The 13,370-nt window shown below is 68.0% G+C and carries 9 protein-coding genes; 2 read left to right on the forward strand and 7 right to left on the reverse strand.

Annotation, left to right across the window (positions count from 1 at the left end; all coding sequences use genetic code 11):
* Positions 1–12: 12 nt before the first annotated feature.
* Positions 13–351 (reverse strand): DUF4148 domain-containing protein, encoded by a 339-nt coding sequence (locus JOD97_RS29730; protein WP_209726421.1) that lies wholly within the window; start codon positions 349–351, stop codon positions 13–15.
* Between the two features lie 179 nt (positions 352–530).
* Between JOD97_RS29730 and JOD97_RS29735 the strand changes: the two genes are divergently transcribed.
* Positions 531–929, forward strand: a complete 399-nt coding sequence (locus tag JOD97_RS29735) for a hypothetical protein (protein ID WP_209726422.1) — start codon at positions 531–533, stop codon at positions 927–929.
* Positions 930–935: 6 nt separating this feature from the next.
* Here the strand turns inward: JOD97_RS29735 and mgrA are convergent, their stop codons facing one another.
* The 3 genes from mgrA to JOD97_RS29750 form a co-directional block, all read right to left on the reverse strand.
* Entirely contained in the window at positions 936–1,973 is a 1,038-nt protein-coding gene (gene mgrA / locus JOD97_RS29740; RefSeq protein WP_209726423.1) for an L-glyceraldehyde 3-phosphate reductase, read from the reverse strand.
* Positions 1,974–2,243: 270 nt separating this feature from the next.
* Positions 2,244–2,822 (reverse strand): superoxide dismutase, encoded by a 579-nt coding sequence (gene sodB, locus JOD97_RS29745; RefSeq protein ID WP_209726424.1) that lies wholly within the window; start codon positions 2,820–2,822, stop codon positions 2,244–2,246.
* Between the two features lie 112 nt (positions 2,823–2,934).
* Positions 2,935–3,915: a LacI family DNA-binding transcriptional regulator gene (locus tag JOD97_RS29750; protein WP_209726535.1), complete on the reverse strand. Its 981-nt coding sequence runs from the start codon at positions 3,913–3,915 to the stop codon at positions 2,935–2,937.
* Between the two features lie 285 nt (positions 3,916–4,200).
* Here JOD97_RS29750 and JOD97_RS29755 point away from each other — a divergent pair, with 285 nt between their 5' ends.
* A complete protein-coding gene (locus JOD97_RS29755) occupies positions 4,201–5,199 on the forward strand; it encodes a glucokinase (protein ID WP_209726425.1) in 999 nt (332 codons plus the stop codon).
* An 81-nt stretch (positions 5,200–5,280) separates the two neighbouring features.
* Here JOD97_RS29755 and xseA read toward each other — a convergent pair whose 3' ends face one another.
* The 3 genes from xseA to JOD97_RS29770 form a co-directional block, all read right to left on the reverse strand.
* Entirely contained in the window at positions 5,281–6,648 is a 1,368-nt protein-coding gene (gene xseA / locus JOD97_RS29760) for an exodeoxyribonuclease VII large subunit (RefSeq protein ID WP_209726536.1), read from the reverse strand.
* Between the two features lie 213 nt (positions 6,649–6,861).
* A complete protein-coding gene (locus JOD97_RS29765; protein WP_209726426.1) occupies positions 6,862–12,462 on the reverse strand; it encodes an Ig-like domain-containing protein in 5,601 nt (1,866 codons plus the stop codon).
* Positions 12,459–13,343 carry a sulfotransferase gene (locus JOD97_RS29770; protein ID WP_229264821.1) on the reverse strand — a complete coding sequence of 295 codons (885 nt, stop codon included), beginning with the start codon at positions 13,341–13,343 and terminating at the stop codon, positions 12,459–12,461. Before JOD97_RS29770 ends, JOD97_RS29765 begins: the two co-directional genes overlap by 4 nt.
* Between the last annotated feature and the right edge of the window lie 27 nt (positions 13,344–13,370).

Below are 13,370 nucleotides of genomic sequence, written 5' to 3' on the forward strand. Positions count from 1 at the left end.
CTCGATGCGGGATTACTGCGCGACGTGCTTGCGGGTTTGCGCGACGTCGAAGTCCGCTTCCGTTTGCAGCAGCGTGCCGTTCTTGCGCGCTTCGAGGAACTCCGCTTGCACCTGGGCGCGGGTCAGGCCGGTCGGCTGGGCCTTGCTGGCGGCGGCCGCGCTGCCGGCGACGGCGTTTTGCGCGGCGCTGCTGCTAGTCGCGGCCTTGGTGGCGCTGGCGGTGGTGGCGGCCGTGCCGGTGTTGGCGGTGGCGGCGGATTGCGGCGCGGTTTGCGCGAGGGCGGCGCCGCTGGCGGCGATGGCGACAACGATGGTGGCGGTGCGCAGCAGCTTGGTGGTGATGGTGTTCATGATGGACTCCTTCGTGTGTGTATGGAGTAACTATATCTATGAATAGTACATTTGTAAAGTAAAAAATTTCTATCGGGCAGATAGCGCAGGCATTGCGCCTATCCGTCATATGCGTGTGGGCGCACGGAACGGCCGGCGCGGCGGTGGTCCAATCAGGTTTTCAATGGAAGGAGCAGATCATGTCTGACAGTACACTCGACCCCGATAACATCCCGGCAGGCACCGATCGCGTGCTGGGGCGCGGCCACGGTACGCGCTCGCTCGGTCCGAGCGACAACTCGGACAGCGGCAGCGACGTGGCCGGCAATCCGGACCTGGCGCTCGACAGCGACACCGATGCGGAAGGCACCGGCGAGCGCGGTGACGTCGCCATCGACAAGGTGGAGGCGGGCGCCGATATCGGTTTCGATCATGTCGAAACCATACCCGGCGCCGATGCGATGGTGGACGGCGATTTCCACGACGTGGTGCCGCTGGAGGAAGACGGCAGCGTGCCGGATGACGACGTGCCGCCGGACCAGCCGCTGGAGCGCGGCGAGAAGGCGCGCCTCAACGGCCAGCCCGCGCCGCGCCAGTAATCGCTGTTATTTGTGGACGGACGATACCGCCCACAGATTGATGTCGCCTTCTTTGGCTTGCTGGTCGATGGCGGCCAGTTCGTCGGCGCTGAAGCTCAGGTTCTTCAGCGCGGCGACGTTCTCGCGGATCTGGGCGCTGCTGCTGGCGCCGATCAGGGTCGACGTGACGCGGGCGTCGCGCAGCACCCACGCCAGCGCCATCTGCGCCAGCGTTTGACCGCGCGTCTTGGCGATATCGTTGAGCGCGCGCACGCGGGCCAGGTTTTCCTCGCTCAGGTGCGACGCCATCAGCGAGCCGCCGCCCGGACGGTTGACGCGGGCGTCGGCAGGAATGCCGTTCAAATATTTGTCGCTCAGGATGCCCTGCGCCAGCGCGGTGAAGGTGATGCAGCCGATGCCCTGTTTGCCCAGCGTGTCGAGCAGGTCCTCCTCGATCCAGCGGTTCAGCATATTGTAGGACGGCTGATGGATCAGGCACGGCACCTTCCACTCGTGCAGCAGGCGCGCCGCTTCGGCGGTTTTCTCGGCCGAGTAGGACGACACCCCCACATACAAGGCCTTGCCCTGCTGGACCGCGTGCGCCAGCGCGCCCATGGTTTCCTCCAGCGGCGTGGCCGGGTCGTAGCGGTGCGAGTAGAAGATGTCGACGTAGTCCAGGCCCATGCGCTTGAGGCTTTGATCGAGGCTGGCCAGCACGTACTTGCGCGAGCCGCCGCCCTGGCCGTAGGGGCCGGGCCACATGTCCCAGCCGGCCTTGGTGGAGATGATCAGTTCATCGCGGTACGGTTGGAAGTCGGATTTGAACAAGTGGCCGAAGTTGGATTCGGCGGAGCCGTAAGGCGGGCCGTAGTTGTTGGCCAGGTCGAAGTGGGTGATGCCCAGGTCGAAGGCGGTGCGCAGCATGTCGCGCTGCGAGGCGAGGTTGTTGGTGTCGCCGAAGTTGTGCCACAGGCCGAGCGACATCGCCGGCAGCTTCAAGCCGCTGCGGCCGCAGGTGCGGTATTGCATTTCTTCGTAGCGGTGGGGTGAGGCGAGGTAGGTCATGTGGGCAATCTCCGGAGTGGTGTGTCGGGAGATTATAGGGCCCACACCGCAGATGCGTCGCGGGGACGCGGGCATTGGCGGATTACGGCGTTCCGCCTAATCCGCCCTACGTGTTTGTGCGGCATTCGAACGCCAACGCGCGGGGTTCGCCGGTTGATCGTATATCACGCGCCTCGGATGTGCCGAGGAGACACGTAGGGCGGATTAGCGCAGCGTAATCCGCCGTGCATGCGCCGCGTTGGCGCATGCACCGGCGGATCACGCTGAAACTCAGGCGAAGTTTTTCGCCGCGAAGTCCCAGTTGGCCAGCTTGAAGAACGTCTCGATGTACTTCGGACGCACGTTGCGGTAGTCGATGTAGTAAGCGTGCTCCCACAGGTCGCAGGTGATCAGCGCCTTGGCGTCGGTGGTCAGCGGGGTGGCGGCGTTCGAGGTGTTGACGATGTCCAGCGAACCGTCGGCCTTTTTCACCAGCCAGGTCCAGCTCGAACCGAAGTTGCCGACGGCCGACTTGGTGAACTCTTCCTTGAACTTGTCGAACGAACCCCACTTGGCGTTGATCGCGTCGGCCAGCGCGCCGTCCGGTGCGCCTTTGCCGTTTGGCGTCAGGCTGTTCCAGTAGAACGTGTGGTTCCAGACCTGGGCCGAGTTGTTGAACACGCCGCCGGACGATTTCTTGACGATCTCTTCGAGCGACAGGTTCTCGAACTCGGTGCCCTTGATCAGGTTGTTCAGGTTGGTGACATACGTCTGGTGGTGCTTACCGTAGTGGTATTCCAGCGTTTCTTGCGAGATGTGCGGCGCCAGGGCGTCGATGGCATATGGCAGTGGTGGCAGGGTATGTTCCATTGTTATTCCTTTGTTTGGGGTGTTGAAACCGAGGTGAATTATGGCGAAACGTTCATCATTGTAAAGCGGATGCGCCTTCCATGCTCAAAAGGCCCGCTTTCCGTGTGGATACTCAGCGCACGCGGCGCGTGGTCTCGCGCACGATCAGTTCGAGCGGCGGAATCTCGCCCTGCGCGTCCTCGCCGTTGATGACGCGCAGCAGCGCGTGGGTGGCGATGCGGCCGATGTCGTACAGCGGCTGGCGGATCGTCGTCAGCGGCGGCGTCGTGTAGGACGAGCCCGGCAGGTCGTCGAAACCGACCAGCGAGATGTCGTCCGGCACGCGGATACCCTTGCGGTACAAGGCCAGCCGCGCGCCATAGGCGCTCAGGTCGTTGGCCGCGAACACGGCCGTAAATTGCTGGTGGGTATCGAACAGCCGGTTCATCGCCATCATGCCGCTGGCCTCGTGGTAATTGCCCTCGACGATCAGGTGCGGGTCGGCGTCGATGTTGGCCTCCTCCAGCGCGCGCCGGTAGCCGGCCAGGCGCTCGTCGGCGTCCATGTTGTTGGCGGGACCGGAGATGAAGGCGATGCGGCGGTGCCCCAGCTCGATCAGGTGGCGCACGGCCAGGTAGGCGCCGTATTCGTTGTTGATTTTGAAGCCGAGCGCGGTGCGCGTCTGCAGCGCGCGGCCGGTCGAGACGATCGGGCGCTGGCTCGAAAAGCCCAGCACCGTCTCGTCCGAAATGCGGCCCGACAGCAGGATGATGCCGTCGACCTTGCGCGCCAGCAGCAGGCGGATGCGCTCGGCCTCCTCGTCGGCGTTCCAGTGGCCGCTGACGATGACCGAGGCGTAGCCGGTGCCTTTGAGGCCGTCGTCGACGCCGCGCAGCGTTTCGTCGAAGAACGGCGAGGAGATGTCCTGGACCACGATGCCAATGGTCAGCGAGCGGCCCTTTTTGAGGCCCTGGGCCATCTGGTTGGGCGCGAAATTCATTTTCGCAATGGCGGCCAGCACCGCCTCGCGCTTGTCGTCGGAGACCTTGGCGGTGCCGTTGAGGATGCGCGAAACGGTGCTCGGCGACACGCCCGCCTGGCGTGCGACATCCATCAGCGTCGATGGGCCGGCGGGGGAGGGGTGATCTGCCAAGGTGGTTCCTGTTATTTAAATGTTATGAAAACCTTTTCACCCAAGATTACCATAACAACTGGGCTTTCGGCCAGTTCCGGCCCCTCCTTTCGGTCGGGCACGCTTTGCCGAATGGTCGCGCACGGCCGCGCATTGACATTCCCGGGCGCGGGGTATTTAATGCGAAAACAGTGTTGAAAACGTTTTCATATCAGTGTGCTGCCGTATAATCGGCCCCACGGCACCAACAATAAAAAAGGAAGAGACATGGATCGCGCACCCTTTTCGCATCTGGCGAACGGCCCGCGCCTGCTGGCCGACATCGGCGGCACCAGCGCCAGCTTCGGCCTGGAGACGGCACCCAATCAAATCGACGCCATCTGGGTCACCGAGTGCGCCGCCTATCCCACCCTGGGCGCGGCGCTGGTGGCCTACCTGTCGCAGCCGGCCACGGTGGCGGCGGGCGGCTACCAGGCGCGCTTCGCCGGCATCGCCATCGCCAACCCGATCGACGGCGACTGGGTCACGATGACCAATCACCACTGGTCGTTTTCGATCGAGGCGGTGTGCTCGCAATTCAGCCTGAAATCGCTGGTGGTGGTCAACGACTTCACCGCGCTGGCCAGCGCCTTGCCGTATCTGGCGGCGGACCACAAGCGCCAGATCGGCGGCGGCGTGGCGCGCGCCGGCGCCACCATCGGCCTGGTGGGGGCGGACGCGGGACTGGGCGTGTCCGGGCTGGTGCCGGCCGGCGTGGACGGGCGCTGGATCGCCATCGACAGCGAGGGAGGGCACAGCACCTTCGCGCCGATGAACGAGCGCGAGATCGATATCCTGCGCTACGCGCGGCGCTACCACGAGCATGTGTCGAGCGAGCGGCTGGTGTCGGGCATCGGCCTGGGGCTGGTGTACCGGGCGCTGTGCGAGCGCGCGCGCGTCGAGCCGCTCAACCTGGGCACCACCGAGATCATGGAGCGCGGGCTGCATCGTTTGTGTCCGGTGTGCGAGGAGACGCTGGAGGCGTTCTGCGAGATGCTCGGCACCGTGGCCGGCAACGTGGCGCTGACCCTGGGCGCCAAGGGCGGCATCTACATCGGCGGGCGCATCGTGCCGCGCATGAGCGATTTCTTCGAGCGCTCGGGATTCCGCGCGCGGTTCGAGGCCAAGGGACGGTTTTCCGATTATTTGTCGCATATCCCGACGTTTGTCATCACCGAGGAGTATCCGACCTTGATCGGCATGTCGGCGATGTTGTCGGCCGGTTGAAACCCAACGGCGCGACCGTGGCCGGCGACGGTCGCGTCACAGGGGGCGTACCCCACGGGGTACGACCCCGACGTTACGACGTTAACGGGGTTGGTCCAGCGCCGGCTGCACCGATTCCACGCCCACTTGCGCGCTGCCTTCGGCCAGGCGCAACGTCAATGTGCTGCGCGGCTGCAGCTGCGCCGGCGCGCGCACGATGGCGCCGCCGGCGTCGGTGACGATGGCGTAGCCGCGCTCCAGCGTGCGCTGGGGGTTCAATAATTCCAGTTGCGACGACAAGGACTCCAGCGCATGGCGGCGCCGGCCCAGTTGCGCGGCCACGTTGATCGCGGCGCGGTGCCGCAGGCCGTCGAGCGCCGAGCGCGCGGCCCGCATGTCCGGCTTGTGCGCGGCCAGCCTGCCGCTCAAACGATCCAGCTGATAGCGCGACTGCGACAGCGGCATGCGGTTCGCGTGCATCATCGCCGTGGCCAGCGCCAGCAGCTTCAAACGCTGCTGCTTGATCTGCGCGCCCGGGTTGAGCAGGCGGCGCGAATAGCCGTCCAGCGTCTGCGCCGCCTCGCTGACGCTGCGGCGCATGGCGCGGCGCAGGTCGGTGGCGTCGGCGCGCAGCGAGGCCAGCCAGTCGGCGCGCGGCGTGGCCGCCAGTTCGGCCGCCGCCGTCGGCGTGGCCGCGCGCAGGTCGGCGGCGAAATCGCAGATCGTGAAATCCGTCTCGTGGCCGACGCCCGAAATGACCGGCATGCGGCAATTGGCGACCGCGTACGCCACATCCTCGTCGTTGAACGACCACAAATCCTCGATGCTGCCGCCGCCCCGGCAGACGATCAGCACATCGCAGTCGTTGCGCAGCGAGGCCGTGTCGATGGCGGCGGCGATCTTCTCGGCCGCCAACTGCCCCTGCACCGGCGTCGGATACAGCACGATGCGCACGTGCGGCGCGCGCCGCTTGAGCGCCGTCAGCACGTCGCGCAGCGCCGCCGCCTGCGGGCTGGTGACGATGCCGATCGCGCGCGGGAACATCGGCAGCGCGCGTTTGCGGTCGGCGTGGAACAGTCCGGCCGCGTCGAGCTTTTCCTTGAGCCGCTGGAACGCCTCGAACAGCGAGCCGACGCCGGCGCGGCGGATCGCCTCGACGTTGATCTGGTAGTCGCCGCGCGCGCCGTACAAGGTGACCAGCGCGCGCACCTCGACCTTGTCGCCCTCGCGCGGAATGAAGCCGGCGTATTGGGCGCGGCCGCGGAACATCACCGCCCGCACCTGGGCCGCGTCGTCCTTGAGCGTGAAGTACCAGTGGCCCGAGGCGGCGCGGGTGAAGTTGGACACCTCGCCGCCGATCCAGGCCAGCGGGAAGGAGCGCTCGAGCAGCCGCGCGACCGCCTGGTTGAGCGCGGTCACGGTCATCACGGGGGCGGCGGCGGGGGCGGAATCGGAGCGGTCGTCGAACATCGTTGATTTCAAAAAAGGAAACTATCCACACTATGTGAGATCTGTCACACAGCGGTCATACTGCAGGTGGAACAGTAAGTATTATAGATAGGGTCCTGATTTTAAAGGCTAATATTTCTGCCTTATTTAAAGGCAGTGGATAAAAAGCCTTATGGATCAAGCACTTTAGCCGCGTCGATGGCAGTTACGCACAAAGTTATCCACACAAACTGTTCATGACAGCAGCAGGAAGTCGAGGTCCTGCGCGCCGATCTTGTGGATTTCCATCTCCTTCGATGCCATGAAGGAACTGGCCACCACTTCGAGCGACACGCCCCCCGCCATTTTGTCCAGCCAGTAGGCGAACCCGCCCGCGTCGCTGTGCCGTTCGAAGATTCCCTGGTACAACAGTTCAAGGTCGTGCGCGTTGTCGCCATTGAATACCATCGGGTGCCGCGCCTGCGATTCGACCGATTGAATGATGCCCATGGCGATGCTGCCCAGGGTGACGCCGCGCTCGGCCGCGTTGACCCAAAACTCGATGCCCTGGTGGTCGGCTTGGCGGCCGAGCACGCTCTGGTAGAGGCCGGCGATCGTATTCAGCGACGCCGGCACGGTGACGGCCAGCGTGGTGTCGGCGAACGCCAGGCTTTCCGCGTTGACCACCAGCGCGTGCTGCTGCGGCTGCGATTTGGCGGTGACGATCACATAGCTCAGGTGATCTTCGACGACGTAGTCCGCGCGGTTGCCGCTGAAGGCGACGCTGTCGTTGCCCAAGCCGCCGTGCAGGATGGTGTTGGTGTCCGCCGGCGCTTCCGCCGCCGCGGCAGTGCCGGCGGCGCGCGCGGCGGCCGGGGAGGGCGGTGAATTGAAGACCAGCGTGTCGGCGCCGCCGCCGGCGAACACCGCGCCGCCGCTGCCGGCGGAGACGGTGAATCGCTGGCCGGCGGCGTCGCCGGTGAGGATCTGGCCGGCGGTGTTGCCGGTGACGTTGACGGCGCCGATGACGGCGGCGAAGTCGATCGCGTTCAACACCAGATTGCTGCCGGCGGCGAGATGGCTGGCGTCGATGACCAGCGCCGTGTGCTGGGCCGCGCTGCTGGTGCCGGTCAGCGTCAGCGCGCCGGCGGGCGCGGTGGCGCCGGTGATCGGGACGACGGTGCCGACCAGCAGCGGCGCGCTGTCCGCCAGCTGGCCCAGGAAGGCCACGCCGTTGCCGGTCAGGTGGCCCTGGTCGGCCGCCGGATGGTCCGGCGTCACGCCCAGGATCGCCTGGATCAGTTGCTCGGTCGAGCTGCCGGCCGGCCGGCTGGCGCCGGCGGTGACGGTCAGGCCGTAGCCGGGCGCGATCTGCGCCAGCAGCACATTGGCGCCGCCGCTGGTCACCAGCGGAATGTCGGCCACGCCGGCGTTGCCGCTCGATTCGCTGCGGTTGTCGCTGACGATGCCGATCACCGTCTGCGTGCCGACGCCGCCGCCGGGCAGCGCCACCGGCGTTTGCACCACCGCCACGCCGTCAATCGTGGTGGCGGGCGGCGTGGGCGGCACCGGCGGCGCCTCGATGGTCAGCGCCAGCGACGGGCCGGCAGCCGAGGCGTTGCCGGCCAGGTCGAACTGCTTGGCGGTGAGCGTGTGCGCGCCAACCGTCAACGCGGCGCTGGTGATGCTCCAGTGGCCGGCGCCGTCGGCGGTGGCCGTGCCCAGCACGGTGGTGCCGTTGCTGTCGTACAGGCGCACCACGGCGTTGGCGACCGCGGTGCCGGTCAACACCGGATTGGCGATGTTGGTGATGCCGTCGCCGGCGGCGCCGCTGTCGCTGGCCACGGCCAGCACCGGCGCGCCCGGCGCCGCCGGCGCCAGCGTGTCGATGGTCAGCGCCAGGCCGGCGCTGGCGGCGGAGACGTTGCCGGCGCGGTCGGTCTGCACGGCCGTCACGGTGTGGGCGCCATCGCCCAGCGTGCTGGTGGCGATGCTCCAGGCGCCGCTGCCGTTGGCGGTGGCCGTGCCCAGCACCGTCACGCCGTCGGTGTCGTACAAGGTGACGGCGGCGTTGGCCTCGGCGCTGCCGGTGATGGTCGGCGTGGCGCTGTTGGTGACGCCGTCGCCCAGCGTGCCGCTGTCGCTGGCGCTGGCCAGCGTGGGCGTGGCCGGCGCGGTGGTGGCGGTGTCGATCACCACCGTCAGCGCCGTGCCGGCCGCCGAGGTGTTGCCGGCGGCGTCGGTCACGCGCGCCGTCAGCGTGTGGCTGCCGTCCGTCAGCGTGCTACTGGTGATGCTCCAGTTGCCGCCGCCGTCGGCGGTGGTGGTGCCCAGCAGCGTGACGCCGCCGGTGTCGTACAGCTTGACGGTGGCGTTGGCCTCGGCGGTGCCGGTCAAGGTGGGCGTGGTGTCGCTGGTGATGGCGTCGCTGGCGGAGATGCCGCTGTCGCTGCCGGCCGTCATCGCCGGCGCGCTCGGCGCGGCCGGTGTGGTGTGGTCCAGCGTGTAGACCTGGCCGCTCGTGTGGCCGCCGACGATGGCGACGGCCGAGCCGTTCTGGATGCCGGTCGCGCTGGCGTTGAGGTCCAGCCGCAGGGTGCCGTCGCCGCTTATGCCGTTGACGGTGACGGTGTAGGTGTCGCCGCTGCCGCTGACGGATTGGATGGTGCCGGCCGCGGTGCCGCTGGCCGTCAGCGTGAAGTCGCTGGCGTCGACGCCGGTGACGCTCTGGCTGAAGGTGACCGTGTAGCTGACCGAGGTGGCGCTGGCCGCCACCGTGCCCGGCGCGGCCGCCGCACGCACGATGGACGTGACGCCGGGCGCGTCGACCACGGTGATGGTGAAGTCGTGCGCACCGTTGTTGCCGGCGGCGTCGGTGGCCAGCACGTGGACCTTGTAGGTGCCGGCGCTCAGGTTCTGGGCCGCCACCAGGGCGTTGCCGGAGAAGGTGAAGCTGGCGTTGTCGGCGTCGTTGGTGCCGTTGCCGGTGGCGAGGGCGTAGCCGACGGCGTTGGCGTCGGTGGCCGACAGCGTGGCCACGGTGGCGCCGTTGGTGGCGGCGCTTTGCGCGACGGTGGTGGCGCTGAGCGCGACGGCGGTCGGCGCGGTGGTGTCGAGCATGTAGCTGTAGCTGCTGGAGGCGGACGAGACGTTGCCGGCGACGTCGGTTTGTTTGGCCGTCAGCGTGTGCGTGCCTTCGCTCAGCGTGCTGGCGGTGATGCTCCAGTTGCCGGAGCCGTCGGCGGTGGCCGTGCCCAGCAAGGTGCTGCCGTCGCTGTCGTACAGGCGCACGGCGGCGCCGTTCTCGGCGTGGCCGGTGATGGTCGGCGTGGCGACGCTGCTGATGCCGTCGCTGGTCGAGGTGCCGCTGTCGCTGGCGACGTTGGCGCCGGCGATGGTCGGCGTCAGCGCGACGGTGTCGACTTGCAGCGCCGGTGTCAGGCCGGCCGCGCCGCCGTTGCCGGCCACGTCCTGGTAGCTGGCGCCGGTGACGGTGATGCTGGCCGTGGTGCTGTCGGTGGCCGCCGTCGGCGTGAAGGTGGCGGTGCGCGTCAGGCCGCTGCCGGAGATGGCGCCCAGCGTGCCGCCGGTGACGACCACGTCGCCGCTGCTGCCGTCCCAGGTGAAGCTGGCGCCGGGGTCGCTGCTGAAGGTGAAGGTGATGGTGGCCGTCTCGCCGGCCTTGACGCCGGCGACGTCGCTGGTGATGGACACCGTCGGCGCGGCCGTCATGATCGTCACCGTTTGCGTGGCCGAGGCGGTGCCGGTGTTGCCGGCGGCGTCGGTGGCCTTGACGCTGACGCTGTGGGCGCCGGCGGCCAGCGCGGCGCTGGTGATGGTCCAGGCGCCGCCGCCGTCGGCGGTGGTCGTGCCCAGCAGGGTGGTGCCGTCGGTGTCGTACAGCTTGACGGTGGCGCCGGCGTCGGCGGTGCCGCTGAAGGTGGGCGTGGTGTCGTTGGTGATGCGGTCGGTGTTGCTGGTGCCGCTGTCGCTGGCGCTGGCCAGCGCCGGCGTCGACGGCGCCGACGGCGCCAGCGTGTCGAAGCTGAGCGACGGCGTGGTGCCGGCGCCGCCGAGGTTGCCGACCGTGTCGGCGTAGCTGCCGGCGGCTACCGTGATGCTGGCCGTGCCGGCGTCGGTGGAGGCGGTCGGCGTGAAGGTGGCCGTGCGCGTCAGGCCGCTGCCGGAGATGGTGCCCAGCGTGCCGCCGGTGACGACCACGTCGCCGCTGCTGCCGTTCCACGTGAAGGTGGCGCCGGGGTTCTCGCTGAAGGTGAAGGTGATGGTGGCCGTCTGGCCTGCCTTGAGGCTGGCCACGTCGCTGCTGATGGACAAGGTCGGGGCGACGCCGTCGATCACCAGCGCCTTGTTGGCGGCCAGCGAGCCGGCCGTGCCGGGCGTGGGCAGGGTCAGCGTGGCGGCCGCGGCCCCCACGGTTTGCGTGATGCTGCCGCCGTTGAGGCCGAGCGCGCCGGTGCTGTAAATATCGAGGTCGCTGCTGCTGTCGCCGGCCTGCACCGTGTAGTTGAACGTCAAGGTGGTCGAGCCGCTGCCGCTGGCGTAGTTGACGGCGCGGCCGGCGCCGCCGGTGGCCAGGGTCAGTTGCGGCGTGCCGGACACCGTCACGGCGGCGTCGAAGGTGACGTTGACGGCGATGGTGTCGCCGACCTTGTAGCTGCCGTTGGCGGTGCTCGAGGTGATCAGCGTCACCGACGGCGCGGGCGGCTGGATATTGGACAGCGCAAGATCATCGAGGATCAGGTAGATCATCTTGCCGCCGTTCGAGGCGGGGTCCGCGGTCACCTTCAAGGTGGCGATATTGGTCAGGCCGGAGAGCGTGGCCGTCAGGTAGGTGCCGGTGCTGGCGGAGGTGGTGAAGGTCTGGGGCCCGCCGACCTGGTTGCCGGCCGTGTCGTAGCCCTTGAAGATCAGGCTTTGCGCCCCGGGGACCTGGGTGCCGACCTTGACGGCGGTCGGCGTGAACACCTGGCCGCCGACGAACGACAGCGTCAGCAGGGTTTCGCCGCGGGCGTAGCCGGCGTCGCTGGCCACATAGCCGCCGAAGTTGATGACGCCCTCGTTCTGGCCGTTGATCTTCAACTGGTAGGTGCCGTTGCCGGCCACGTTGTAGATGACGTCCTGGGAGCCGAGGTAGCCGCCGCCGTTCGAGAAATTGCCGCCGGTGTTGAAATTGACGGTGGCGCTGGGAATGGCCAGGGTCTGCTGGTACAGCGCGGCCAGCGCCGGGTCGACCACGGCGGCGGTCTCGATCTGGCCGCTGTGGACTTCCAGCCGCCAGTCGCCGCCCAGTGCGGACGCGCCGGTCGGGTTTGTCGAGGCGGCCACGTCGGCCCCGGTGGCGTCGGCCAGGCGGTCGATGAAGGCGGCACCGGCGCCGCCGGCGGCGACGTCGCAGCCGTACAGCAGGATGTCGCCGCCGTCGGCCATGGCGCGGCCGATCGACTCGAGCTCGGCGCGGTGGGCGTCCAGGTTGCCGCCGTCGAGCTTGAGCGCGCCGAAATTGACGGCCGCCGTCGCCCCGTGCGAGATGATGTGCAGCGCGTCGACGCCGGCGCGGCCGTCGAGGATGGCGGCGATCTGCCGCAGGCCGTCCTGCCCGGCGTCGAGCACGTGCACCTCGGTGCCGGCCAGGCCCTTGAGCAAGGTCGGCAGGTCGGCCACGTTCGATTCGATGAAGGTGATCTCGCTGCGTTGGGAGATCGCCAGCTGTTCCGGCGGCGCGGACTGGGGCGCTGGCGCCGCCGCCTCGGGCGCGCCGGCCAGGATCTGCAGGCGCCAGGGCGCGCCGTCGTCGTCCAGTTGGGATGGGATGCCGTGGCTGTGGTTGCGGATCATAATGGGTCTCCTGGCAGTGCCGGTTGGTTGCTGATCACATTCGCGCGACTGCCGTTGCGGTCGCCCCAGAAGGACAGCTTGGAATATTTGTCGAACAAATCGGGCGGCAGGATGGTGCGCCGCGCCTGGAACGCCACCTTGCTGCGCACCCGGTGCAGGCCGGGCACGCCCAGCTGCAGGTCGAAATCGACGGCGTCGTACTCGATGTGCTCGAAGTCGTGGTCGAAGCCCGGTTCGCCGAGGAAGTCGTAGATCAGCGGGATCACCTGCTGCGGCGCGCGCGACAGCAGGTCGTAGTCGACCACCAGCAGCGAGTCGGCCTGTTCGCCGTAGTAGGCCTCGCGCAGCGCGGCCCAGGCCGAGCCGACCATCTGGTCGTGCTGGATCAGGCCTTCGAGGCGGGTGTAGACCGAGCCGCGGCCGCCGGCCTGGTTGAACAGGCGCGTGTTTTCATACGGGTTGGCGCGGTACAGGCGCTCGATGCTGTCCATCACCCAGGCGACGTTGCGCACGCAGGCGATCACCTTGGCGGCGGGGAACAGGTCGCGCAGCAGCGGCAGCCTGCCGCACCACAAGCGGTTGGTGTCGACCACCACCTGCTGCGGGTGGTCGGCGTAATAGGCGTCGAACAGGCCGCGCAGCAGCGCGCGGCGCTGGCGGGCGTCGACCAGCGCGGCGAATTCGCTGCCGGCGCTGACCTGGCCCAGCAGGCCGGCGGCCAGGCTGGCGACCGGGCTGCTGATGCCGGCGTGGAAACGGGGATTTTGGCGCAGGATGGCCGACAACAAGGTCGAGCCGGAACGGGGCAGGCCGGAGATGAAATGGTAGGTGTGATCGGGCATGGTGGCTGTGAAGGTCGCCGACGATCCGGCGACTTGCATAATATCAACAAAAAACAAGTTTATTCA

The organism is Duganella sp. 1411, assembly GCF_017833525.1.
In the GTDB taxonomy this organism is placed as follows: domain Bacteria; phylum Pseudomonadota; class Gammaproteobacteria; order Burkholderiales; family Burkholderiaceae_D; genus Rugamonas.